The organism is Microbacterium sp. SLBN-154, from assembly GCF_006715565.1.
In the GTDB taxonomy this organism is placed as follows: domain Bacteria; phylum Actinomycetota; class Actinomycetes; order Actinomycetales; family Microbacteriaceae; genus Microbacterium.
On sequence record NZ_VFNL01000001.1, the window covers coordinates 1,571,288 to 1,593,909 of the forward strand.

22 protein-coding genes are annotated in these 22,622 nt (G+C 71.1%); 12 read left to right on the forward strand and 10 right to left on the reverse strand.

Annotated features, from left to right (window positions below; genetic code table 11):
• The first annotated feature begins 83 nt into the window (after nucleotides 1-83).
• Nucleotides 84-1,541 carry a GuaB1 family IMP dehydrogenase-related protein gene (locus FBY40_RS07615; protein ID WP_141937719.1) on the forward strand — a complete coding sequence of 486 codons (1,458 nt, stop codon included), beginning with the start codon at nucleotides 84-86 and terminating at the stop codon, nucleotides 1,539-1,541.
• 22 nt (nucleotides 1,542-1,563) lie between these two features.
• On the opposite strand, the gene FBY40_RS07620 is transcribed toward FBY40_RS07615, so the two are convergent.
• Nucleotides 1,564-3,054 (reverse strand): aldehyde dehydrogenase family protein, encoded by a 1,491-nt coding sequence (locus FBY40_RS07620; protein WP_141937722.1) that lies wholly within the window; start codon nucleotides 3,052-3,054, stop codon nucleotides 1,564-1,566.
• A gap of 239 nt (nucleotides 3,055-3,293) precedes the next feature.
• Here FBY40_RS07620 and FBY40_RS07625 point away from each other — a divergent pair, with 239 nt between their 5' ends.
• From FBY40_RS07625 to FBY40_RS07650, 6 genes are all read left to right on the forward strand, one after another.
• Complete coding sequence (locus tag FBY40_RS07625; protein WP_141937724.1) at nucleotides 3,294-4,619, forward strand: hemolysin family protein; 1,326 nt, start codon at nucleotides 3,294-3,296, stop codon at nucleotides 4,617-4,619.
• Nucleotides 4,616-5,665, forward strand: coding sequence for a hemolysin family protein (locus FBY40_RS07630; protein WP_141937726.1), 1,050 nt, complete (start codon nucleotides 4,616-4,618; stop codon nucleotides 5,663-5,665). The genes FBY40_RS07625 and FBY40_RS07630 overlap by 4 nt, the downstream gene beginning before the upstream one ends.
• Before the next feature lie 42 nt (nucleotides 5,666-5,707).
• A complete protein-coding gene (locus FBY40_RS07635) occupies nucleotides 5,708-6,613 on the forward strand; it encodes an ADP-dependent NAD(P)H-hydrate dehydratase (protein ID WP_141937728.1) in 906 nt (301 codons plus the stop codon).
• Nucleotides 6,614-6,674: 61 nt separating this feature from the next.
• On the forward strand, nucleotides 6,675-7,895 hold the full coding sequence (locus FBY40_RS07640; RefSeq protein WP_141937730.1) for a glycosyltransferase 87 family protein: 1,221 nt from the start codon (nucleotides 6,675-6,677) through the stop codon (nucleotides 7,893-7,895).
• A gap of 21 nt (nucleotides 7,896-7,916) precedes the next feature.
• The gene (locus FBY40_RS07645) at nucleotides 7,917-8,243 is read left to right on the forward strand and encodes a thiamine-binding protein (protein WP_141937732.1); all 327 of its coding nucleotides are present in this window, start codon (nucleotides 7,917-7,919) and stop codon (nucleotides 8,241-8,243) included.
• Nucleotides 8,240-9,034, forward strand: coding sequence for an NUDIX domain-containing protein (locus FBY40_RS07650; RefSeq protein ID WP_141937734.1), 795 nt, complete (start codon nucleotides 8,240-8,242; stop codon nucleotides 9,032-9,034). The genes FBY40_RS07645 and FBY40_RS07650 overlap by 4 nt, the downstream gene beginning before the upstream one ends.
• Here the strand turns inward: FBY40_RS07650 and metX are convergent.
• On the reverse strand, nucleotides 9,031-10,236 hold the full coding sequence (gene metX / locus FBY40_RS07655) for a homoserine O-acetyltransferase MetX (protein ID WP_141937735.1): 1,206 nt from the start codon (nucleotides 10,234-10,236) through the stop codon (nucleotides 9,031-9,033). The two genes, FBY40_RS07650 and metX, sit on opposite strands and share 4 nt — an antisense overlap.
• A 77-nt stretch (nucleotides 10,237-10,313) precedes the next feature.
• On the opposite strand from metX, the gene FBY40_RS07660 reads away from it, so the two are divergent.
• Both FBY40_RS07660 and FBY40_RS07665 read left to right on the forward strand, forming a co-directional pair.
• Nucleotides 10,314-11,510 carry a sensor histidine kinase gene (locus tag FBY40_RS07660; protein WP_141937737.1) on the forward strand — a complete coding sequence of 399 codons (1,197 nt, stop codon included), beginning with the start codon at nucleotides 10,314-10,316 and terminating at the stop codon, nucleotides 11,508-11,510.
• 18 nt (nucleotides 11,511-11,528) lie between these two features.
• Entirely contained in the window at nucleotides 11,529-12,227 is a 699-nt protein-coding gene (locus tag FBY40_RS07665; RefSeq protein ID WP_141937738.1) for an SDR family NAD(P)-dependent oxidoreductase, read from the forward strand.
• A gap of 307 nt (nucleotides 12,228-12,534) precedes the next feature.
• Here FBY40_RS07665 and FBY40_RS07670 read toward each other — a convergent pair whose 3' ends face one another.
• Nucleotides 12,535-13,857 (reverse strand): bifunctional o-acetylhomoserine/o-acetylserine sulfhydrylase, encoded by a 1,323-nt coding sequence (locus FBY40_RS07670; protein ID WP_141937740.1) that lies wholly within the window; start codon nucleotides 13,855-13,857, stop codon nucleotides 12,535-12,537.
• Between the two features lie 159 nt (nucleotides 13,858-14,016).
• On the opposite strand from FBY40_RS07670, the gene FBY40_RS07675 reads away from it, so the two are divergent.
• Genes FBY40_RS07675 through FBY40_RS07685 form a run of 3 tightly spaced genes read left to right on the forward strand, consistent with a single transcriptional unit; the run spans nucleotide 14,017 to nucleotide 16,160 of the window.
• On the forward strand, nucleotides 14,017-14,838 hold the full coding sequence (locus FBY40_RS07675) for an SDR family oxidoreductase (RefSeq protein WP_200829949.1): 822 nt from the start codon (nucleotides 14,017-14,019) through the stop codon (nucleotides 14,836-14,838).
• Nucleotides 14,838-15,536 carry a uracil-DNA glycosylase gene (locus FBY40_RS07680; protein ID WP_141937741.1) on the forward strand — a complete coding sequence of 233 codons (699 nt, stop codon included), beginning with the start codon at nucleotides 14,838-14,840 and terminating at the stop codon, nucleotides 15,534-15,536. Before FBY40_RS07675 ends, FBY40_RS07680 begins: the two co-directional genes overlap by 1 nt.
• Nucleotides 15,537-15,545: 9 nt before the next feature.
• Entirely contained in the window at nucleotides 15,546-16,160 is a 615-nt protein-coding gene (locus FBY40_RS07685; RefSeq protein ID WP_141937743.1) for a GNAT family N-acetyltransferase, read from the forward strand.
• A gap of 14 nt (nucleotides 16,161-16,174) precedes the next feature.
• Here the strand turns inward: FBY40_RS07685 and FBY40_RS07690 are convergent, their stop codons facing one another.
• The 7 genes from FBY40_RS07690 to FBY40_RS07720 are packed head-to-tail and all read right to left on the reverse strand — an operon-like array spanning nucleotide 16,175 to nucleotide 22,535.
• Nucleotides 16,175-16,498, reverse strand: a complete 324-nt coding sequence (locus tag FBY40_RS07690) for a protealysin inhibitor emfourin (RefSeq protein WP_141937744.1) — start codon at nucleotides 16,496-16,498, stop codon at nucleotides 16,175-16,177.
• Nucleotides 16,499-16,532: 34 nt separating this feature from the next.
• Complete coding sequence (locus FBY40_RS07695) at nucleotides 16,533-17,585, reverse strand: M4 family metallopeptidase (RefSeq protein ID WP_141937746.1); 1,053 nt, start codon at nucleotides 17,583-17,585, stop codon at nucleotides 16,533-16,535.
• A gap of 10 nt (nucleotides 17,586-17,595) precedes the next feature.
• On the reverse strand, nucleotides 17,596-18,420 hold the full coding sequence (locus FBY40_RS07700) for an ABC transporter ATP-binding protein (protein ID WP_141937748.1): 825 nt from the start codon (nucleotides 18,418-18,420) through the stop codon (nucleotides 17,596-17,598).
• Entirely contained in the window at nucleotides 18,417-19,208 is a 792-nt protein-coding gene (locus FBY40_RS07705) for an ATP-binding cassette domain-containing protein (protein WP_141937751.1), read from the reverse strand. The genes FBY40_RS07700 and FBY40_RS07705 overlap by 4 nt, the downstream gene beginning before the upstream one ends.
• Nucleotides 19,205-20,083, reverse strand: a complete 879-nt coding sequence (locus FBY40_RS07710; RefSeq protein ID WP_141937752.1) for an ABC transporter permease — start codon at nucleotides 20,081-20,083, stop codon at nucleotides 19,205-19,207. Before FBY40_RS07710 ends, FBY40_RS07705 begins: the two co-directional genes overlap by 4 nt.
• Entirely contained in the window at nucleotides 20,080-21,030 is a 951-nt protein-coding gene (locus tag FBY40_RS07715) for an ABC transporter permease (protein WP_141937754.1), read from the reverse strand. The genes FBY40_RS07710 and FBY40_RS07715 overlap by 4 nt, the downstream gene beginning before the upstream one ends.
• Nucleotides 21,027-22,535: an ABC transporter substrate-binding protein gene (locus tag FBY40_RS07720; RefSeq protein WP_124292792.1), complete on the reverse strand. Its 1,509-nt coding sequence runs from the start codon at nucleotides 22,533-22,535 to the stop codon at nucleotides 21,027-21,029. The genes FBY40_RS07715 and FBY40_RS07720 overlap by 4 nt, the downstream gene beginning before the upstream one ends.
• Between the last annotated feature and the right edge of the window lie 87 nt (nucleotides 22,536-22,622).

The window sequence follows — 22,622 nt, forward strand, 5'->3', positions numbered from 1 at the left end:
GGCCGTTTCCGGGTGGAGCCCCGCTCAGTGGGCCAAGAATCGCCGCTCTTTACGCGACAGTAAAGGTCTCTAGGATCGGTGCAATGGAGTTCTACGGCGAGAAACCGCAGGTCGACCTCACCTATTCGGACGTGTTCCTGGTTCCACGCCACTCGGCGATCACGAGCCGCCTCGACGTCGACCTCGCCCCGGCCGACGGCACACCGGCGACCCTGCCGCTGGTGTCCGCGAACATGAACTCCGTGACCGGGGCGCGGCTGGCGGCCACGCTCGCGCGACGGGGCGGACTGGGAGTCCTGCCGCAGGATCTGCCGCTGCAGGAGCTCGACGCGGCGATCCGCTGGGTCAAGGCGCAGCCGGTGCCGTGGGACACGCCGCTCGTGCTGCCCTCGTCGGCGACCGTCGCCGACGCCGCCCGGCTCCTGCCGGCCACCGAGGGACACGGCATCGTCGTCAGCGACGCACCCGCCGGCCGCGTGCACATCGACGACGTGCTCGGCGTGGTGCCCGCCCGCAGGCTGGGGTCGGCGCTGCCCGATGCGCGCCTGGGCGACCTCGCCCGCGGACATGCGGCGTCGATCGACGCGGACGACGTCGACGACGCACGTCATGCTTTCGATCTCATCGTCGACGCGGACGCCGAGACGGTCTGCGTGCTGCACCACGGCTTCGTCGTCGGCACCCTGTCGCGCCGCAGTGCGTTGCGCACCACGCTCTACCGGCCTGCGGTCGACGCGTCGGGGCGTCTCGCTGTCGCCGCGGCGGTGGGTATCAACGGCGATGTGGCCGCCAAGGCCCGCGCGCTCGTGGCGGCCGGTGTCGACGTCCTCGTCGTCGACACCGCGCACGGGCACCAGGACGGCATGCTCCGGGCCCTCCGCGCGGTGTCGGCCGAGGACCTCGGCGTGCCCGTCGTCGCGGGCAACATCGTCACTGCGGACGGGGTCGCAGACCTCATCGACGCGGGTGCGACGATCCTGAAGGTCGGCGTCGGCCCCGGTGCGATGTGCACCACCCGAATGATGACGGCGGTCGGTCGCCCGCAGTTCTCGGCCGTCCTCGAGACCGCCGAGGCGGCGCGGGCCCGCGGAGCGCACGTGTGGGCCGACGGCGGGGTGCGCTACCCGCGCGACGTCGCTCTCGCGCTCGCGGCCGGGGCGGCCTCGGTCATGATCGGCTCCTGGTTCGCGGGCACCATCGAGGCCCCGGGGGAGCTCCTGCGGGATGATGCGGGCCGGGCGTATAAGGAGTCGTGGGGCATGGCATCGACCAAAGCGGTGCAGGAGCGCTTCGGGCGGCTCGATCCCTACGAACGGGCACGCAAGGAACTCTTCGCCGAGGGGATCTCGTCATCGAAGATCTACCTCGACCCCCTCCGCCCGGGCCTGGAAGACCTCCTCGACATGATCACCTCGGGCGTGCGATCGTCCTTCACCTACGCGGGAGCGCACACCGTGGCTCAGTTCCACGAGCGCGCCCGCGTGGGCCTGCAGTCCGCCGCCGGTTACGAGGAGGGCAAGGCGCTCCCCGTCAGCTGGTGATGCGGCCGGCGGGCGAGGCTGCTCACAGCGGGTACTGACCCGGCTCCCGCCGGATCGTGATCCAGCGGGTCTCGGTGAACGCGTCGATGTTCGCCTGCGCGCCGCCGTGACGCGATCCGGTGCCCGAGGCGCCGACGCCGCCGAACGGAGCGTTGGCCTCGTCGTTCACGGTCTGATCGTTCACGTGCACGATCCCCGAGGGGATGCGCTGCGCCATCTCCCACCCGGCCATCGCGTCGGCGGTCACGATGCCCAGCGACAGCCCGTACTCGGTGTCGGAGGCGAGAGCGACAGCCTCCTCGTCGGTCGCGAACGACACCACTGACGCGACCGGACCGAAGACCTCGTCGCAGTAGGCGGCGGCGTCCTTGGGCGGATTCGCGAGCACCGTCGGGCGGTAGAAGAGGTCGTCGTAGGTGCCGCCTGCGGCCAGGGTCGCTCCCTGCGCGACGGCGTCCTGGACGAGCGTGTGCACGCGGTCGCGCTGGACCTCGTCGATGAGGGGGCCCAAGTGCACCTGCCCCGCCGCGGGGTCGCCGACGACCATCGACTCGGCCTTGGCCGCGAGCTTCTCCACATAGGCGTCAAACAGCGACTCGTGCACGATGTGCCGGCCCACGGTCATGCAGATCTGACCCTGGTGGAGGAAGGCCCCCCAGGTGGCGAGGTTGACCGCTTTGTCGACATCGGCGTCCTCGCGGATCACGAAGGCGGAGTTGCCGCCGAGCTCGAGGTGCGCGCGGGTGAGATGGCGTCCGGCGAGTTCGCCCACCGCGCGGCCGGCGCGCGTGGAGCCGGTGAACGCCACGACCCGCACGCGCGGGTCGGCGACCATCGCCTCGCCCACCTCGGCGCCGCCGGGCACCAGCTGCAGCAGTCCCTTCGGAAGGCCCGCCTCCTCGAAGATGCGCACCATGCTGACCCCGCCGGTGATGACGGTGCGGGGGTCGGGCTTGAGCAGCACGGCGTTGCCGAGAGCGAGTGCGGGGGCGACGGCGCGGATGCCGAGGATCAGCGGCACATTGAAGGGCGAGATGACCCCGACCACCCCGACCGGAACCTGCTGCGCCAGGGACAGTCGAGGCTCCTCGCTGGCGAGGATCGACCCGAGCGGCGCCGAGGGGAGGGACGCCGCCTCGTAGCACTCCGCTGCCGTCACGTGCAGGGCGAAGCCGGCGAGAGGCGGGATCGCGCCGACCTCGCGGACGTTCCAGCCCATGATCTCCTCGGTGTGCTGCTCCCACAGCTGCGCGGCCTTGCGAAGGACGCCGGCTCGCACCGGATGCGGCGTCGCGGCCCACTCGCGCTGCGCGCGTGCGGCGCCCTCGGCTGCTCTCGCGACATCGGCGGGGCCCGCCATCCCGACCATCGCGAGCGTCTCGCCGGTCGCGGGCTCGACCGAGGCGATCTGTCCTCCCTCGCCCGGCACCCAGGCGCCGTCGATGTGGATGAGCCCCGCGAAGACGTCGGGGTCGATCAGGGTGGTGGTGGCGGAATCGGTGACGGTCGACATCGTTGTTCCTTCGTCGGTTCGTGGACGGCGTCCACAGATGGATTCGCGTGAATGCGTCGGGGGGAAGGATACGACGATCACGGTGTGCGCGGCAGGCGGGTTCCCACTCACCGGTACCCCGATCCGCCACCGCGGCGGCACGCGTCCTGCCGTAGACTTCTCGGCGAAATGGACGACCCTCCCAGTTGTAGACCCTGGCCCCACCGCCCTGCCCCCACGCTGATCGGGGGTGACGCGTGATGGATTACGTCATGTTGGGCGTGGGGCTCCTGCTGACCGTCGGCACCGGGCTGTTCGTCGCGAGCGAGTTCGCGCTGGTCAACCTCGACCGTGCCGATCTCGAGGCCCGCCGGGAGGCCGGGGAGTCGCGGCTGTCGCTGACCATCAGCGCGCTGCGCATCACCTCGACGCACCTCTCCAGCGCCCAGCTGGGCATCACCCTGACGACGCTGCTGACCGGTTACACGATGGAGCCCGCCATCTCCAACCTGCTGCGTCCGGTTCTGATCGGCTGGGGATGGCCCGAGGGTGTGGTCGTGGCGTTGTCCTCGATCATCGGCGTCTCGATCGCCACGGTGTTCTCGATGATCATCGGCGAGCTGGTCCCGAAGAACTTCGCGTTGGCCGTCCCGCGCCAGACCGCCAAGCTCGTGATGCCCTTCCAAGTGGCCTTCACCACCGTCTTCCGCCCCGCCATCCGGCTCCTCAACGGCAGCGCCAATGCGGTGCTGCGCGCCCTCGGCATCGAGCCCAAGGAGGAGCTGTCGGGCGCGCGGACGGCCGAAGAGCTGTCGAGTCTCGTCCGTCGTTCGGCGAGCGCGGGGGTTCTGGAGAAGGACACCGCGAGCCTGCTGGACCGCAGTCTGAACTTCGCCCGGCTCACCGCGGCCGACGTGATGACGCCCCGGCCCAGCATCCATGCCCTGTCGTCCTCCGAGAATGCGGACGATGTCATCCAGCTCGCCCGTCGGACGGGTCACTCACGCTTTCCCGTCACGGGGGAGTCGATGGACGACATCACCGGCATCGTGCACCTGAAGGCCGCCATCGGGGTGCCGCGGGAGCGACGTGCCGACGTGCCGGCGGCGGCACTGGCGAGCGAGGTCCTGCGCGTGCCCGAGGCGGTGCACCTCGACGCCCTCGTCTCGGAGCTGCGGGCTCGGGGCTATCAGATGGCGGTCGTCGTCGACGAGTACGGCGGCACCGCGGGCGTGGTCACCCTCGAAGACCTCGTGGAGGAGATCGTCGGCGAGGTGCTCGACGAGCACGACCGCCGCCGCGCCGGCATTGTGCGGGGGAGCGGATACGTGAGCTTCCCGGGCGAACTGCGCCCTGACGAGGTGCGCGACCGCACCGGCATCCGCATCCCCGAGGGAGACGTGTACGACACCGTGGGCGGATTCATCATGAGCGTCCTCGAGCGCATCCCCGCCGTCGGCGACACCGTGAGCATCGAGGACGGCGACCTGGAGGTGCAGCGGATGGACGGCCGCCGCGTCGACCGGGTGCGCTTCACCCCGGCGGTCGTTGCCGCCCACACCGAGGCGGGGGGTGAGGGCCGATGAGCGATTGGGCCGGAATCGCCTGGCTGGTCGTGCTGCTCCTCGGCAACGCGTTCTTCGTGGGCGCCGAGTTCGCCGTGATCTCGGCGCGGCGCTCGCAGATCGAGCCGCTGGCCGAGAAGGGCGTGCGGGCTGCTCGCACCGCTCTGTACGCCATGGAGCACGCGACCCTGATGCTGGCGACATCGCAGCTGGGCATCACCATCTGTTCGCTGTTGATCCTGAACGTCTCCGAACCCGCCATCCACCACCTGCTCGAAGAGCCGCTGGCGCTCACGGGACTGCCCGAGGGGCTCGTCGATGCGATCGCCTTCGCCATCGCGCTGGTGCTGGTGTCGTACCTCCACGTCGTTTTCGGGGAGATGGTGCCGAAGAACCTCGCCTTCTCGGTGCCCGATCGCGCGGTGCTCATGCTCGCCGCCCCGTTGGTGTGGGTGTCCAAGGTCTTCCACCCGGTGATCTTCACGCTCAACTGGATCGCCAACCACATCGTGCGGCTGTTCCGGGTGGAGCCGAAGGACGAGGCCGCCTCGACGTTCACGCTCGAGGAGGTCGCCACGATCGTCAACCAGTCGCGCATCGAGGGCGTGCTGGACGACGCGGCGGGAACGGTCGCGGCGGTGATGGAGTTTACCGACAAGAAGGCGAAGGACATCGCCGTGCCGCTGGCCGACCTCGTGACCCTTCCCGAGACCACCACGCCCGGCGACATCGAGCGGGCCGTCGCCCGGCACGGCTTCTCGCGGTACGTCATCGTCGGCGCCGACGGCGCCCCCGTGGGCTACGTGCACCTCAAGGACATCCTTCGGGTGGCCGAGGGCCCGGATGCCGCGGTGGACACCCCGATCCCGGCCAAACGCATCCACCACATGGTGCCGGTGCAGGAGACCACCGACCTCGAGGACGCCCTCGCGCTCATGCGCCGCGACGGCCGCCACCTCGCTCAGGTGCGGGATCAGGGCGGCACCATCACCGCGGTCCTCTTCCTCGAGGACGTCATCGAAGAGCTCGTCGGCGAGGTGCAGGACGCGACGCGGCGCCGTCGCTGAGAGCCCGGGGCGGGTGACCCGACGCCTGAGTAGGGTGACGGCATGAGCACCTGGGATCTGCCCGCCACCGCGGCCGAGCTGCACGCCCCCACCGACACCGACGACAAGTACCGGCGGGGCGTCGTCGGGATCCGCACGGGCTCGGACCAGTACCCCGGTGCCGCGGTGCTGGGCGTCGAAGCGGCGTGGCGGACGGGTGTCGGCATGGTCCGCTACCTCGGCCCCGACCGGCCCACCGCGCTCGTTCTGCACCGCCGGCCCGAGACGGTCACCTCGAGCGGACGGGTGCAGGCCTGGCTGATCGGGTCGGGAACGGATGCCGCGACGAGGCCCCGCGGCGAGGTGTCGGCGTTGCGCGACATCCTCTCCCGACCCGAACCGGTCGTCCTCGACGCCGGCGCCCTCGACCTCGTCGCCGACGGCGCACGCGAGGGCGGCGTGCGGGTGCTGACCCCGCACGACCGGGAGCACGACAGGCTGCGGGAGGCGTTCGGGCTCGCCCCCCTCGGGCCCGACGCCGGAGACCGGCGCGTCGATGGCGCCGTCGAGACCGCGCGCCGCACCGGCGCGGTCGTGGTGCTCAAGGGCGCGCGCACGATCGTGGCCGAGCCCGAGGGGTGGCACGTCCTGGTCGCGCAGGAGGGCACCTCCTGGCTCGCGACCGCCGGAACCGGCGACGTGCTCGCCGGGGTCCTCGGGGCGGTCGTAGCCGGGGCTGCGGCCCGCGAGGAGCGGGCGGGGAGCGCCGGCGACGGCGCGGGAGCCGCGGAGCCGGGCCTCGTCCCGTGGGCCCGGCGCGCCGCGGCCGCGGTGTGGCTGCACCAGCGCGCGGGGGCGCGGGCCGCCGAGTGGGCGGCCGGGGGTGCGGGGCGGCGTGGCGGCCCCGTCACGGCGCTCGATGTGGCCGGCGCCCTGCCCGCGGTGGTCGCCGAAGCGCTCGCCGGCTGAGCCGGGCGGGCAGCCTCCCGACAGACAGAGGAACGCGGGCACCGCGCCTTAGGATGGGCGCGTGTCGAAGCGGGCGGTGCTCTGGGTCGCGTTCGTGCTGGTGCACGTCGCGGTGGCGGTGCTCGGCTTCCTCCAGCCCAATCAGCCCATGGGCGACGTGTACATGGTCTACGAGCCGTGGGCGAATCGTGCGGCGGCGGGCGACGGAGTGGTCGGGATCACCGAGACCTGGGTCTACCCCGCCCTGGCCCTTCTCCCCCTCCTCCTCACCCACGTGCTCGCGCCGCTGTGGGGCTCGTACATCGTCGCGTGGGCGGTGGTCGTCACCGCCGTGGATGCTGCGGCCTTCGCGCTCCTCGTCGGGCGCGGCCGCTCGCAGGGCCGGACGGTGGCGGCCTGGTTCTGGCTGGTGTTCATCCTGGCGCTTGGTCCGGTGGGAATGTACCGCCTGGACGCGATCACCGTGCCCCTCGCCGTGGCCGGCTGCCTCTGGCTGCTGACCAGACCCTGGCTCGCGGCGCTGCTCCTGGCCGCGGCGACCTGGATCAAGGTGTGGCCCGCGGCGCTCCTCCTGGCCGCCGTCATCGCCGTGCGCCGTCGCCTCGCGCTCGTCGGCGGTGCCGCGGCGCTCTCGGCGATCGTGATCGGGGTCGTCGTCGCCGTCGGCGGCGCCGGGCACCTGTTCGGCTTCGTCTTCGATCAGACGGAGCGGGGTCTGCAGGTCGAGGCGCCGGTCAGCGCCTTCTGGCTGTGGCGGGCGCTGGCGGGCTTCGGCGACTCCCGGGTGTTCTACGACGACGAGATCCTGACCTGGCAGGTGACCGGTCCAGGTGCTGCCGCCGTGAGCGATGCGATGACCGCCGTGATGGTGGCGGCGGTCGTTGTGGTGACGACGATCGGGGCGCTGCGCGTTCGCCGTGGCATCCCGTTCCTGCGGGTCTTCCCGGCTCTTGCGCTCAGTCTCGTGCTGGTCTTCATCGTGACCAACAAGGTCGGTTCGCCCCAGTACCTCACGTGGATCATCGCGCCCCTCGTCGTCGGGCTCGTTCTCGACCGCGACCGCTGGTGGTCGCCGGCCTGCCTGGCCCTCGTGAGCGCCGCCCTCACTCAGCTCATCTACCCGCTCTGGTACGACCGTCTGCTCGGTGGCGACCCGATCGCCGTCGGCGCGCTGACGCTGCGCAATGTCCTGCTCGTGGGGCTGCTGGCGTGGAGTGTCGCACTGCTCGTGCGAACGCCCCGGCGCGTGCCGGCCCCCGCGGTCGTCGACGCCCTGGCCTGATCCATCCACCGAAAGGACCCCATGCTCGTCGCCTTCTCCGTCGCCCCGAGCGGCACCGGCCGCTCGGACGGCTCCGTCCACGACGCCGTCGCCGCCGCCGTCCGTGTGGTGCGCAGCTCTGGGCTGCCGCACCGCACCACGTCGATGTTCACCGAGGTCGAGGGGGAGTGGGACGAGGTGATGGATGTCGTCAAGCGAGCCACCGAGGCGGTCCTGCCCTTCGGCTCGCGGGTGTCGCTCGTGCTCAAGGCCGATATCCGTCCGGGGCGCACGGGCGAGATCGACGCCAAGATCGACCGCCTCGAGCGCGCGATCGGCGAGGGATCCGACCCGCACGCCGAGGCGTGACCGGGTCGGCGACCGACGAGCCGGGAGCGTCGTCGTCCGCTGCCGCCGACCGGCTGGCGCGGGTGCTCGCCGACGCGGCGGGGCAGTCGCGACCGCGCACGGAGCGCGACGCGGGCGACCCCGACGTCCCTGTCGCCGGAACCGCGGTCCTGCTGCGCGACACGGCCCGCGGCGTGGAGGTGCTCATGCTCGAGCGCCCCGGACGGGGATCCTTCGCCGGGGCGTGGGTGTTCCCCGGCGGCAAGGTGGAACCCGGTGACGCCGGTGGTGCGGGAGCGGATGACGAGGAGGCCACGGCTCGACGGGCCGCCACGCGCGAGACCCGTGAGGAAGTGGGCCTCGAACTGGCAGGTGAGGCGCTGGCCACCGTGTCCCTGTGGGACCCGCCCCCGGGCCTGCCGCTGCGAATCCGCACGTGGTTCTTCCTCGCCGGTCTCCGGGGCGAGGCGGCCGGCGAGGTCGACGGTCTCGTCCTCGCCGAAGGGGAGGTCACACGCGCCGAGTGGCTGCGTCCGGGCGAGGCGCTCGCCGCCCACGGACGAGGGGAGCTCGTCCTGTATCCGCCCACCTGGGTGACCCTCCACGACCTCGCTGATGCCGAAAGCGCGGAGCAGGCGATGCGGAGAACCCGGCGGACGGGGGTGCGTCGCTTCGACACCGTGGCCCGGCGGGGACCCGAGGGTCCGGTCCTGCTCTGGGAGGGGGATGCGGAGTTCCACGCGCCCGGTCCGGGCGTCGCCCGGCATCGGCTGGAGATCGGGAGTCTCCCGTGGCGGTATCTGCGTCGCTAGGTGGCGAGCAGGCGTTCCAGGTGTAGCCCGACCGGCGCGGTCTCGATGAGGAACCCGTCATGGCCGAAGTCGCTGACGAGCCCCACGGCGCGGTCGCCGTCGATGTTGCGGCGGAGTCCGCGTGCGATGCGGTGCTGCCCGTCGACGGGGAAGAGGCGGTCGCTGTCGATCCCGAGCACGAGGGCGCGGGCCGTCACCCGCTCCAGGGCGCTTTCGACCCCGCCGCGGTCGCGGCCGATGTCATGCGAGTTCATCGCCTCGACGAGGGTGAGGTAGGTGTTGGCGTCGAAGCGACGCGTGAACTTGTTGCCGTGGAAGTCGAGGTAGCTCTCCACAGCGAAGCGTCCGCCGTGGCCGAGGGGGCTGACCCCCGACTGCCATGACCGCTGGAAGCGCTGATTCAACTCCGTCGGCGAGCGGTAGTTCAAAAGCGCCATCCGTCGTGCCAGCGCGAGCCCCCGGTGCGGACCGTCGCCGTCACCGGCGTCGTAGTACTCCCCGCCCTGGAAGCGCGGATCGATCCGGATCGCCTCGAGCTGAACCGAGTTCAAGGCCACCTGATCGGCGGTCGTCACCGGCGGCGCCGACAGCACCGCCATCCGTTCCACCCGCTCCGGGTGCGAGACCCCCCACTCCAGCGCGTGCATGCCGCCCATGGAGCCGCCGATCACCGCCGCCCAGACGTCGATCCCGAGCGCGTCGGCGAGCCGCACCTGGGCTGCGACCTGGTCGCGGACGGTGAGATAGGGGAACCGGGATGCCCACTCGTAGCCGTCGGGCGCGATGCTCGCAGGTCCCGTCGAGCCCTGGCATCCGCCCAGCATGTTCGGCGCGACCACGAACCAGCGGTCGGTGTCGACGGGCCTGCCGGGGCCGACGATGTCGTCCCACCAGCCGTCGGTGGGGTGCCCCGGGCCGGCCTCGCCGGTGACGTGGCTGTCGCCGGTGAGGGCGTGGAGGATCAGCACGGCATTGTCGCGGGCCGGTGTGAGCTCACCCCACGTCTCGAAGGCGATGCGGATGCCGGGGAGCTCCGTTCCGCCCTCCGTGCGGAATGCGCCGAAGGCGGCGAACTGGCGGTCGCCCGCGGGGTCGCCGTCGCGCCACGCGCCGGTCACGGGCGGGCGGCCGAGAAGCAGGCGCGCGTCGGCCTCCGTCACCGGTGCGCTCGGCACCGTGTCTTCGGAGGTCTGCCAGTCCATGCCTGCCATTCTCGCCGCTGGTCGCGGTGGCCAGCGCTGTGTTACGACCCCGGCTAGTGTGGGGCGGGGGGACGGACGTGAACACAGCTCAGGACGCGACGCGCCGCGAGATCATCGCGCAGTACGGCGTCGTCGGCGAGCCCCCCGAGCCCGACCTCGAGGGTCTGGTGCAGCTGGCCGCGACCATCTCGGGCGTGCCGACCGCGGTGATCAACATCATCGACGATCGGCACCAGCATCAGATCGCCACCGTGGGGATCTCGCCCTCCGTGTGCGCACGGGAGGACTCGATGTGCGCGGTCGTCTTCGAGGGTGCGCATCGGGTGGTCGTCAGCGACGCCCGTCGCGACGAGCGGTTCGCGACGAATCCCTTCGTCACCGGAGACATCGCGCGCATCAGGTTCTACGCCTCGAGCCCGCTGGTGACGCCGGGGGGAGTCGCCATCGGCACGCTGTGCGTCTTCGACGACGACCCCGGCCTGCTCACCGAGGAACAGGGCCGCGCGCTCGACGTCCTCGCCCATCAGGTGGTCGACGTGCTGGAGCTGCGCAGACTCGCGCGCGAGCTCAAGCGATCCAACGAGGCGCTCGAGGGTTTCGCCCGCCAGGTCAGTCATGACCTGCGCAATCCCCTCACCGCGATCAGCGGTTTCCTCGAACTCGCCGTCGACAGTCCTGAGCTCGCCGACGCGCCGGTCGCGGCCCGCGCGATCGAGCGGGCGGAGGCCGCGGCGCACCGCATGTCCGGGATGCTGGACGATCTTCTCGCCTTCGCGCGTGTGGGCGGCGTACCGCCCGCCACGGCGAGGGTCGATGTCGGCGAGCTGCTGGAGGAGATCCAGGACGATCTGCACTCGGCCCTCAGCGAGAGCGGTGCCCGCATCGATGTCACCGCCTCGGCCGAGATGGAAGGCGACCGCACCATGCTTCGCGTGCTGGTGGAGAACCTCGTGGCCAACGCCGTGAAGTTCTCACAGGCCGCCGGCGGAAGACCTCACGTCGACGTCCGCGTGGAGCGAACGTCATCCGGCATCCGGCTGATCGTCGACGACGACGGTCCCGGCATCCCCGAAGATGACAGGGAACGGGTCTTCGGGCTGATGGAACGAGGTCAGAACGCCCTCGCACCGGGACTGGGGATCGGACTGGCCACCTGCCGCCGCATCGCTGAAGCGCACGGCGGGCGGATCGGAATCAGCGATTCCCCGCTCGGTGGCGCGCGCGTGTGGGTGGTCCTGCCCGGATCCGACCGATTCGAGCCCGCCGCCGTCTGAGCACAGGATGATGGGAGCATGGCGCGCTTCCTTCTCATCGCCGCTTCGAGCGGCATCGGCCAGGCCACCGCGGAGATCCTCCGAAGCAGTGGGCACGAGGTCGTCACGACCGCACGCGGCGACGACGTCATCACTCCCGACCACGTCGTCGACGCCACCGACTTCGCTGCCGTCGACGAGGTGTTCGCCGCGGCGGGGGAGCTCGACGGGGTCGCCTGCTTCGCCGGGTCGCTGCTGCTCAAGCCCGCGCATCTGACGACGGCCGAGGAGTACCACGAGGTGGTCGCCGCGTCGCTCACGACCGCCTTCGCGACGGTGCGGGGTGCGGGGAAGCACCTCAAGCGCGGGGGATCGGTCGTGCTCGTGTCATCCGCTGCGGCTCTGCACGGAACGGCGAATCACGAGGCCATCGCCGCCGCGAAATCAGGGGTGGTCGGGCTGGCTCTGTCGGCCGCAGCGACGTACGCGTCGCGTAACCTGCGGGTGAACGCGGTGGCTCCGGGTCTCACCGAGACCTCGCTGACCGCGTCGCTGACCGAGACCGACGGGGCGCGCAAGGTGTCGGAGGCGATGCACGCCCTCGGGCGGCTGGGCAAGCCCGACGATGTCGCGCGAGCGGTGGCCTTCCTCCTCGACCCCGCGAACGACTGGATCACCGGGCAGGTGCTGGCCGTCGACGGAGGCCTCGCCCGGGTCCGCCCGCGCATGAAGGTCTGACGCGCGGCGTGCGGACGCGCGCGCACTCGCGCGCACTGCGCGGTCCCCGGCGCGCGGGCCCAGGTCGCACCGCGGAGATCTGCGCTCGTGCGGGCGTATGGGCCGGATCGGTCTGCGGGAGGGTGGATCTCCGCGGGAGCGAGGAAGGCTGGTCCGAAAGAGGAGACGGATGCCGCGGGGCGGCGTCGTGCTCGATGGGGCGCCGCGCGATCCGTGCCTCGATGGGGCCGCTTCGCGATCCGCGACCGCACGCAGAGCGCCCCGCGGGCTCTGTTCGAGCTCGCAGGGCGCTTCGATGTCGCCTGTGTCAGGCGCGGGCGGCCTCTGAGACCCGGCGCGCAGCGGCGAGGGCCTGCTCGAGGTCGGCCTTGAGGTCATCGACGTTCTCGATCCCCACCGACAGGCGCACGAGCCCCGGGGTCACCCCGGCGGTGAGCTGCTGCTCGGGAGTGAGCTGCGAGTGGGTGGTCGAGGCGGGGTGGATGACGAGCGAGCGCACGTCGCCGATGTTGGCGAGGTGGCTGAACAGCGTCAGCGAGTTCACGAACTCACGGCCCGCATCCACACCGCCCTTCAGCTCGAAGGACAGCACCGCGCCCACACCCTTCGGGGCGTAGCGGTTCGCAGCGGCGTACCAGGGCGAGGTCGGAAGACCCGAATAGTTCACCGACGCGACGTCGGACTGGTTCTCCAGCCACTCGGCGATCTCTTGCGCGTTCTGCACGTGACGCTCGATGCGCAGCGACAGCGTCTCGATGCCCTGCAGGAGCAGCCAGGCGCTGTTCGGCGAGATGGAGGATCCGAGGTCGCGCAGCAGCTGCACACGGGCCTTGATGATGTAGGCGAGACCGTCGCCCACGGCCGCGGTGTAGCTCGCTCCGTGGTACGACGGGTCGGGCTCGGTGAACCCGGGGAAGCGGTCGACGTTCTTCGACCACTCGAACGATCCGCCGTCGACGATCACGCCGCCGATCACGGTGCCGTGGCCGCCGAGGAACTTCGTCGCCGAGTGCAGCACGATGTCGGCGCCGTGCTCGAACGGACGGATGAGGTAGGGCGTGGCGATCGTGTTGTCGACGATGAGCGGGACTCCCGCCTCGTGCGCGACGTCGGCGACGGTGCGGATGTCGAGGACGTTGATCTTGGGGTTGCCGATCGTCTCGGCGAAGAACGCCTTGGTGTTCGGTCGCACCGCGCGGCGCCACTCGTCGGCGTCATCCTGGTTCTCGACGAAGGTGACCTCGATGCCGAGCTTGGCCAGGGTGTACTTGAACAGGTTGTAGGTGCCGCCGTAGATCGAGCTGGAGGACACGAAGTGGTCGCCCGCCTGCGCGAGGTTGAGGATCGCGAAGGTCTCGGCCGCTTGCCCGCTGGAGACCAGCAGTGCGCCGGTGCCGCCCTCCAGCGCCGCGATGCGCTGCTCGACGACATCCTGCGTGGGGTTCTGGATGCGGGTGTAGATGTTTCCGAACTCGGCCAGCGCGAAGAGGTTGGCGGCGTGATCGGTGTTGTCGAACACGTACGACGTGGTCTGGTAGATGGGCGTGGCGCGGGCCTTCGTCACCGGGTCGGGCTGCGCGCCCGAGTGGATCTGCTTGGTCTCGAAACGCCAGTTCTCGGGTGCGGACATGGGCTGCTCCTACCGGTCGATGGGTGCCGCGGCGGGTTCCGCGACCTCTTCGAGCGTACGGAAGGCCCCCCTCGTCGACAACGCGAGGGAAATGTGACGTAATGCGGGCCGGCGCGGGCCGTGCGCCCCGCGCCGGGTGCGCCTTGTAGCGTGAGGAGTATGACCGATGCCACGACGACGGATGCCGCACATCGACCGACCGCCAGACGCGCGGTGGTCACCGGAGCGAGCTCGGGGATCGGCGAGGCGACGGCGCGGAAGCTTCGGGCACTCGGCTGGGACGTGGTCGCCGTGGCCCGACGTGCCGAGCGCCTCGCCGCACTGGAGAACGAGATCGGCGCCGTCGCCTTCGCCGCCGACCTCACTGCCGCCGCCGATGTCGAGGCGCTCGCCGAGTGGCTGGCGGAGACGGGGCCGGTCGACGCGCTCGTCAACATCGCCGGGGGCGCGCGCGGCACCGATCGTGTCGAGGACGGCGACCCCGACGACTGGCAGTGGATGTTCGAGGTCAATGTGCTCGCCACGCAGCGCCTCACCGCCGCTCTGCTGCCGCTGCTGCGCCGCACGGCGGCCGACCGGGCATCCCACGCCGATGTGGTCTTCGTCACCTCGACCGCTGCGCAGATCGCCTACGCCGGCGGTGCCGGATACAACGCCGCGAAGGCGGGACAGTCGATGATCGCGCACGCGCTGCGCCTCGAGGTCAACGGCGAGCCCCTCCGGGTCATCGAGATCGCGCCGGGCATGGTGCAGACCGAGGAGTTCACGCTCAATCGCCTCGGCGGTGATCGCGCTGCGGCCGACCGGGTGTACGAGGACGTCCAGGCGCCGCTCACCGCCGATGACGTCGCGGACGTCATCGGGTATGCACTGTCGGCGCCGGGGCACGTCAACCTCGACCTCGTCACGATGCGACCGGTCGCGCAGTCGGCGCAGCACCTGCTGGCCCGCGGGCCGCTGCACGTGCGCACCGCCGGCTGATGGGGCGTTCGCTTGACGAACTGGCCGACGCGGGTCTGCTGGATGCCGGGTGGGCGGCAGCGCTCGCGCCCGTGGCCTCTGACATCGCCGCCCTCGGCGAGCGGCTGAGAGCCGAGACCGCCACGGGCGGCCAGTACCTCCCCGCCGGTGAGCGTGTGCTGCGCGCTTTCTCCCGTCCGCTCGACGAGGTGAAGGTGCTGATCGTGGGGCAGGACCCCTACCCGACGCCGGGTCATCCGATCGGCCTGTCGTTCGCCGTCGATCCGCGCGTGCGGCCCCTGCCGCGGAGCCTGGCGAACATCTACCGCGAACTGCGCGACGACCTCGGTATCGAGCCCGTCACCCACGGCGACCTGTCGGCGTGGAGCGACCAGGGCGTCATGCTGCTGAACAGGGTGCTCACCGTCCGCCCCGGTGAACCCGGCTCTCACCGCGGCTGGGGCTGGGAACGCGTCACCGAGCACGCCATCCGCGTGCTCGCAGCCCGTGATCGCCCTCTCGTCGCGATCCTCTGGGGGAGGGATGCCGCGACCCTGCGTCCGCTCCTCGGCGACACCGCCGCCATCACCTCGGCGCATCCGTCGCCCCTCTCGGCCAGCCGCGGATTCTTCGGGTCGCGGCCGTTCTCGCGCGCGAACGAGATGCTCGCCGCGCAGGGCGCTTCGACCGTCGACTGGCGTCTGCCCTCCGCCGCGTAGGCTGTCGCCATGCTGGAGGAGGAGTACGAGACGGCGAGGCGCCGCCTTCCCCGTCATCTTCGTCGCCGGCCCGAGCCGGAGCGGCCGTTCTCGTTCGAGATCCGCCCGGTCGCCGACGGTGACATCCCCGACATCCGCGAGATCTACAACTACTACGTCACCAACTCCGTGGTGACCTTCGATGAAAAGAAGTGGACCGTCGGGCAGTGGCGGGACAAGGTCGCCTACCTGAAGAAGCTCGGTCTGCCCTTCCTCGTCGCCGAATCGCCCTCCGGTCAGGTGCTCGGGTACGCCTACGTGCAGCCGATGTCGAGCAAGTCCGCCTATCGGTACTCGGTGGAGAACTCTATCTACCTCGGGCAGGCAGCGACCGGGAAGGGACTCGGGCGCGCGCTCCTCGAGGCGCTCATCGCGGCATGCGAGCAGGCGGGCATCCGGGAGATGGTGGCTGTCATCAGCGACAGGGGCGCCGAGGCCTCGATCGCCCTCCACGAGAAGCTCGGGTTCGCCGAGGTCGGACGCATGGGCCGGGTCGGCTTCAAGTTCGGCCGGTGGCTCGGGACGGTGTACCTGCAGAAGTCCCTGAAGCCGGTGAAGAAGCGGCGGGCACTCTTCGGTCGGTGATCAGCCGGGGGTGATCAGCCGGGGCGACCGTGCTCGCGCACGCGCTCCACGAGGGTCTGCCACGGTCCTTCCAGATCCGCATCGCCGAATTCGGCCTCACGGTCGGCGCCGTGCGAGGTCGCATGCACCCGCCAGCGGAATCGATCGGCCCCGCGCGTCGGGCGCGGTGCCACGTCCCAGGGGCAGGCGTCGATGAGGGGAAGCCAGGACGATGCGTCGTCGCCCTCGACCTCGGCACGCCATCGACGGGGGATTCCGGTGACACCGCCGGTGCGCTCCACCAGGACCACGACGATCGCCTTCCTGCCGGGACCGGTCCCGTCCGTCTGATCGCTCATCCCCGTCCACGATGCTCTCTCGGGGCCGAAGCGCCTACCCGGCGAGGTCGACCCCGACACCCGCCCAGGCGGCGCGAACGGCCGCTGCTTCTTTGGATGATCCACCGTACTCCGACTGGGCGGCGGCCACCGTCGCGGCGGCGAAGTCGGAGAAGTCCGCGGTGGGGGAGAGGGCGCCCGAGGTCAGGGCGAGGTACCACACGCGCCCCGCCCGCTCCCACGCGTATCCGCCGAGCGCCGTGGCGACGAGGTGGAACGCCCGGTTGGGGATGCCGGAGTTGATGTGCACGCCGCCATTGTCATCGGCGGTCACGACGTAGTCGTCCATGTGCCCCGGTTGCGGGTCGCGGCCGAGGATGTCGTCGTCGTACGCGGTCCCCGGCACCGCCAACGATCGCAGAGCCCGCCCCTGCACCGCGGGGGTGAAGATCCCCTCGCCGATGAGCCAGCTGGCCTCGTCGGCGGTCTGGCCGAGATGCTGCTGCTCGACGAGCACGCCGAACACGTCGGCCAGCGATTCGTTCAGCGCGCCGGACTGGTCCTGGTACTCCAGGCCTCCGGCGGCCTCGATGACCCCGTGCGCGAGCTCGTGGGCGATGACGGTGAGCGAGCCGGTGAAGCCGGTGAACACCTCGCCGTCACCGTCGCCGAAGACCATGCGCTCGCCGTTCCAGAAAGCGTTGTCGTAGTCGCGGCCGTAGTGCACGGTCGCCAGGAGCGGGCCGCCCCGGCCATCGATGCCGTTGCGGGCGAAGGCGTCCCAGAACGCGTCGAAGGTGATGCCGAGCCCGGCGAAGGCCTCGTCGACGGCGGCGTCGCCGGTGGCCGGGTCGTCCTCGCCGCGCACACGACGACCGGGGAGCACCTCGCGCCGCTCCGCGTCGGAGATCGTGCGATCGGGCGCGGGCGTGGTCTCGGCGGTGATCGTGCCGTCGTCGCCGATGGACAGGCGGAGCCTGCTCCGGGTGATGCGGTAGGGCGGGGTGGCCTGCAGGGTCGCGCGCGCCGCGGCGGCCGCGTGGGCGAAGGTCGCCTCGTTCACGGAGGCGATCCGGGCGAGGAGATAGGGAGGGATGATCGCGCGCATGGCGACCACGCTAACCCTCACCTCCGACGCCGGGGCGGGTCGCCGGAGGATCGATCATGGGCACCGACGCCAGGAGGCGACGCGTGTAGGCCACCTGCGGTTGCTGCAGCACCTTCTCGGTGGGCCCCTCCTCGACGATGCGGCCGTCCTTCATCACGACCACCTCATCGCAGATGCTCTGCACGACGCCGATGTCGTGAGAGACCATCACGAGCGTGAGGTCCTCCTGTCGGCGGAGATCGGCCAGCAGGGTGAGGATCTGCGCGCGGACGGTGACATCGAGCGCCGAGAGCGGCTCGTCGCCGACGAGCAGGCGCGGGCGGTGCACGAGTGCCCGGGCCAGAGCGATCCGCTGGCGCTGGCCGCCGGAGAACTCGTGCGGGAACCGCTCGGTCATCTCGGCCTCCAGCCCGACCTGCTCCAGCACCTCGCGCACGCGTGCCCGCCGATCGCCCTCGATCCCGAGGGCCCAGAGGGGTTCTCCGACGATGCGCCCCACGCTCATCCGCGGGTCGAGCGAGGCATAGGGATCCTGGAACACCACGCCGGTCAGCCGCCGGAGCCAGTGCAGCGAGCGCGCGGACGCCGTGGCGTCGATGGCGCGCCCGTCGACCTCGACGGTGCCCGAGGTGGGGGCATCGAGCCCGAGGAGGATCCGCACGAGAGTGGATTTCCCCGACCCCGACTCGCCGATGATGCCCAGCGCACTCCCGGCGCTGACGTCGACGTCGGCGTCCTCGAGAGCGGTCGTGTACGTCCGCCGCTCGAACAGGGTCTTCTTCGGCAGCGCGTGACGGCGGGTGAGGCGTCGGGCGCTCAGCAGGATGTCGCTCACGGCGTCATCCCCTCGGGACGCCAGAGCGTGGCGGTGGCGTCGCGGAGGAGACCGCGCGTGACGGGCGAGGCGGGGTTGCGCAGGATCGTGGCCACCGGGCCCGCCTCCACGATCCGTCCGTTCTCGAGGACCACCGCGTCAGTGGCGACCTGAGACAGCACGGCGAGGTCGTGGGTGATGAAGATCAGCGACATCCCGTCGTCCGAGACGAGGGTGCGCAGTAGTTCGAGGATCTCGGCCTGGATCGTGACGTCCAGTGCCGTGGTGGGCTCATCGGCGATGAGCAGGCGGGGTCGGCAGGCGAGGGCCATCGCGATCGCGACCCGCTGGCGCTGCCCGCCGGAGAGCTGGTGCGGGTAGCGCCCCACGATGCGTTCGGGCTCGGGAAGGGCCACGCGCGCCGCTTCGGTGACGGCCCGTGCCGCGGCATCCTTTCGGGTCATCCGCTCGTGGATGCGCACCGCCTCGGCGATCTGCCGGCCGACCGTGCGGATCGGGTTCAGCGCCGTCCGCGGTTCCTGGAAGACGATGCCGATCTCGTCGCCGCGGAGTTCGGCGAGCTCGCGATCGCGGAGACCGATGAGTTCGCGGCCGTTCCAGCGCACGCTCCCCGACGCCGTCGCGCCGTCGGGGAGGAGCCCGAGGACCGCAAGTGCCGTGAGCGACTTGCCCGACCCCGACTCGCCGATCAGCCCCACCCGGGCACCGCTCGGCACCTCGAACGAGATGCCGTCGACGACGCGTCGGCCGTCGATCTCGACGACGAGGTCTTCCACCGACAGGCTCATGCGACCACCTCGGGCACATGCGTCCGTGCACGGCGGGCGGAACCTCCACGGCGGGAGAGGGTCGGGTCGGTGGCGTCGCGGATCCCGTCGCCCAGCAGATTCAGCCCGAGCACCGTGAGGGTGATCGCGAGCCCCGGCCAGAGCACGGAGAGCGGGTAGACGGTCAGGTACTGCTGAAGCTCCGCCAGCAGCAGCCCCCACGACGGCTCGGTAGGGGGTGCGCCGAAGCCCAGGTACGACAGACCCGCCTCGGCGAGGACGGCGACGGCCATGCCCCACGACAGCTGGACGATGAACACCGGCGCGACGTTCGGCAGCAGATGGCGCACGAGGTTCTGCGCGGGGGTGAGGCCCGAGGCCCGACCGGCGAGGACGAAGTCGCTCTGCAGCACCCGCCGGAGCTCCGGCCGGGTGACCCGGGCGATGTTCACCCCGAATCCGATGCCCACCGCCCAGATCACCACCCACAGCGACCCGCCCCAGACCGCCGAGATCATCATCGCGATGAGGAGCACGGGGAAGGCGATGAGGATGTCGACGGTGACGGCGACCGTTTCGCGCAGCCAGCGGCGGGTGAGGGCGCCGAGGGCGGCGAGGGCGAGACCGATGACGGTGGCGACCAGGCCCGCGCCGACCGCGACGACGACCGTCGTCCGCGAGCCGGCGATGAGGAGGCTGAGGATGTCGCGGCCCGTGCCGTCGGTACCGAGAAGGTGCGGCCAGCCGGGTGGTGCCCAGCGGTTCGGGATGTCGACCTGCTGCGGATCGAAGGGCGTCCACACGAGCGAGACCGCTGCGGTGACGAGGATCACCGCGACGACGATGAGGCCGAAGCGGCCGGTCGAGAGGGCCCACAGTCGTCGGAAGGCGCTCATGAGGCCTCCCGCTGTCGCGGATCGAGAAGGCGGTGGACGATGTCGACGAGGAAGCCGACGAGGAGCACGAAACCGGTGAGGATCAGCAGCTCGCCCTGCACCATCGGGAGGTCTCGGCGGTCGACGTCTTCCACCAGCATCCGTCCGATCCCGGGCAGGCTGAACAGCTGCTCGATGATGACCGCGCCGACGACGATCCCGGCCACCTGGAGCCCGAGCACCGAGATGACCGACAGGCCGACGTTGGGGAGGCCGTGTCGGATGAGCGCGGCGTTACGGGTGAGACCCTTCGCCGCCGCGGTGCGGACGTAATCCTGCCCGATCGCCTGCAGCGTGGCGCTCCGCACGAAGCGCAGCAGCATCGCGCCCTCGATGATGCCGATGGTGAGCGCGGGGAGGATGAGGGCTCGGAGCGCGTCGGCAGGCTGACTCCAGCCGCCCCGGGGAAAGCCCTGGGCGGGGAGCCAGCCGAGCCATACCGCGAAGACCACGACGAGCATCATCCCCGCCCACACCACGGGCACCGCGGCGAGGGCCTGGGCCCCGACGCTCAGCGTCGTACCGTCGGCCCGCCCGCGGCGCAGGGCCGACACGACCCCGAGCGGGATGCTGACCGCGAGGGCGAAGAGGAGGGACAGGATGCCGAGCGGCACCGTCACGCGGGCCTTCTCGGCGAGCTCGGTGGTGACGCCGGTGCCGGTGTAGAGCGAGGTGCCGAGATCGCCGCGGAACACCCCGCCGATCCAGTCCGCGTACTGCGCCCACAGCGGCGCGTTGAGCCCGAGGCTCTCTCGGATGGCGGCGACCTGCTCGGGGGTGCCGTTCGTGCCGGCGATCTGCTGTGCGACGTCGCCGGGGAGCACCCGCAGGGTGAGGAAGATGAGCGCACTGGCTACGAACAGCCCCAGCAGCAGCAGGGCTCCCCGGGTCAGCGCGTACCGGATCACTCGCTCTTGGTCAGCTCTGAGAGATCGAGGCGGGCGTTGACGTTGTCAGCCGGCATCCCGTCGATCCCGGTGGCCACGGCGCTGACCCCTGCCCAGTTGTAGAGCCAGTCGGCGGCGGCATCCTCGGCGACGATACGCGCGGCCTCGGCGAGGAGGGCGTCGGCCTCCGCCTCATCCGTGGCACGCAGCGACTGCTCGTAAAGATCCTGCACTTCGGGGTTGTCGTAGGTGAAGTAGTAGTCGGGGTTCGCCCAGTTCTCGAAGTCGCGGGGCTCGGCGTGGTTGACGTAGCTGAGCTCGTAGTCCTTGTTCGTGTACACGTCGTTGACCCACACGCCGAAGTCGACCGCGTCGACCTCGAGGGTGATGCCGACCTCGTTGAGGTTCGACACCAAGATCTGCGGGATCGTCGTGCCGTAGAACGAGGGGATGGTGAGGGTCAGCTCGAGGTCGTCGACTCCCGCTTCCTCCAGCAGCGCGCGCGCTGCCTCGGGGTCGTACGGCGCCGTGTCGCTGAGGTCCTCGTAGCCGGGGTCGGGCTCGGGGATGGGGCCGTACAGGGTCTGGCCGGCACCGACCGCCTCGACGATGGCGTCGTGATCGATCGCCTGACGGATCGCCTGGCGCACCCGCTGGTCGTCGAGGGGCGCCGCCGTGCTGTTCATCGCCAGCACGCTCTTGTCGGTGGCGGTGCCGAGAACGACGGTCCAGTCGCCGTTCTGCTCGATCTGCTCGGTGAGGTTCGGATCGAACCCGGTGAGCACGTCCACTTCGCCCGCGGCCGCGGCGTTCACCGCGGCTTGGTCCTCGGCGATGTACTGGAAGACCACTTCGCCGACGCCCGCGGCGTCGCCCCAGTAGGCGTCGTTGCGGGTGAGGGTGATGCTCGCCCCCTGCTGCCACTCCTCGAGGACGAACGGCCCGGTGCCGTTGGCCGCCGTCTGGTAGTCGACGGTGTCGCCCTCCTTGAGGATGATCCCGGCGCGGCCGGTGAGGTTCCACAGCAGGCTCGAGTCGGGCTGCGCGAGCGTGAGAGTGACGGTCTGCCCGTCGGCGGTGATCGACGACACGTTCGCCAGACGGGCGGAATCGGCCCACTCGGGGGTGTCCTTGCGGGTCTGCAGCGACCACACCACATCCTGCGCGGTCAGCTCCTGCCCGTCGTGGAAGGTGACGCCCTCCTCGAGGGTGAAGGTGTACGTCAGCCCGTCGTCCGAGACCTCCCAGTCGCTGGCGAGCGCCGGGACGATTTCCTGGTCGGTGGTCCGCGACACCAGGCCCTGGTAGACGTTGTCGATGAGCACCTGGTCGAGGGCCGCGCCGGTGGTCTGGCGGATGTCGAGGTTGCCGGGCTCGAGCACGAGGCGGATCGCGACCGAGGCATCGGGGTTCGGCTCGCCTGTCGCGCCCGTCGGACCCGGGTCGGCGGTGGAGGTGCATCCGGCGAGCACGAGGGCGGACGCGGCGAAGAGTGCGGTGGCGGCGAGGGCCGTGCGGCGAAGCATGTGATTCCTTTCGGGACGGCACCCGGGGGAGGGGGATGCCGGCAGGCTCGCCCGAGCGAGCCGTGGTGCGGATACAGCCTAGGGAAC

What these genes read in the sequence shown, in the direction of transcription:
- FBY40_RS07615 (WP_141937719.1), top strand. Translation starts at nt 84, where the DNA reads ATGGAGTTCTACGGCGAGAAACCGCAGGTCGACCTCACCTATTCGGAC.
- FBY40_RS07620 (WP_141937722.1), bottom strand. Translation starts at nt 3,054, where the DNA reads ATGTCGACCGTCACCGATTCCGCCACCACCACCCTGATCGACCCCGAC.
- FBY40_RS07625 (WP_141937724.1), top strand. Translation starts at nt 3,294, where the DNA reads ATGGATTACGTCATGTTGGGCGTGGGGCTCCTGCTGACCGTCGGCACC.
- FBY40_RS07630 (WP_141937726.1), top strand. Translation starts at nt 4,616, where the DNA reads ATGAGCGATTGGGCCGGAATCGCCTGGCTGGTCGTGCTGCTCCTCGGC.
- FBY40_RS07635 (WP_141937728.1), top strand. Translation starts at nt 5,708, where the DNA reads ATGAGCACCTGGGATCTGCCCGCCACCGCGGCCGAGCTGCACGCCCCC.
- FBY40_RS07645 (WP_141937732.1), top strand. Translation starts at nt 7,917, where the DNA reads ATGCTCGTCGCCTTCTCCGTCGCCCCGAGCGGCACCGGCCGCTCGGAC.
- metX (WP_141937735.1), bottom strand. Translation starts at nt 10,236, where the DNA reads ATGGACTGGCAGACCTCCGAAGACACGGTGCCGAGCGCACCGGTGACG.
- FBY40_RS07665 (WP_141937738.1), top strand. Translation starts at nt 11,529, where the DNA reads ATGGCGCGCTTCCTTCTCATCGCCGCTTCGAGCGGCATCGGCCAGGCC.
- FBY40_RS07670 (WP_141937740.1), bottom strand. Translation starts at nt 13,857, where the DNA reads ATGTCCGCACCCGAGAACTGGCGTTTCGAGACCAAGCAGATCCACTCG.
- FBY40_RS07675 (WP_200829949.1), top strand. Translation starts at nt 14,017, where the DNA reads ATGACCGATGCCACGACGACGGATGCCGCACATCGACCGACCGCCAGA.
- FBY40_RS07680 (WP_141937741.1), top strand. Translation starts at nt 14,838, where the DNA reads ATGGGGCGTTCGCTTGACGAACTGGCCGACGCGGGTCTGCTGGATGCC.
- FBY40_RS07685 (WP_141937743.1), top strand. Translation starts at nt 15,546, where the DNA reads ATGCTGGAGGAGGAGTACGAGACGGCGAGGCGCCGCCTTCCCCGTCAT.
- FBY40_RS07690 (WP_141937744.1), bottom strand. Translation starts at nt 16,498, where the DNA reads ATGAGCGATCAGACGGACGGGACCGGTCCCGGCAGGAAGGCGATCGTC.
- FBY40_RS07695 (WP_141937746.1), bottom strand. Translation starts at nt 17,585, where the DNA reads ATGCGCGCGATCATCCCTCCCTATCTCCTCGCCCGGATCGCCTCCGTG.
- FBY40_RS07705 (WP_141937751.1), bottom strand. Translation starts at nt 19,208, where the DNA reads ATGAGCCTGTCGGTGGAAGACCTCGTCGTCGAGATCGACGGCCGACGC.
- FBY40_RS07710 (WP_141937752.1), bottom strand. Translation starts at nt 20,083, where the DNA reads ATGAGCGCCTTCCGACGACTGTGGGCCCTCTCGACCGGCCGCTTCGGC.
- FBY40_RS07720 (WP_124292792.1), bottom strand. Translation starts at nt 22,535, where the DNA reads ATGCTTCGCCGCACGGCCCTCGCCGCCACCGCACTCTTCGCCGCGTCC.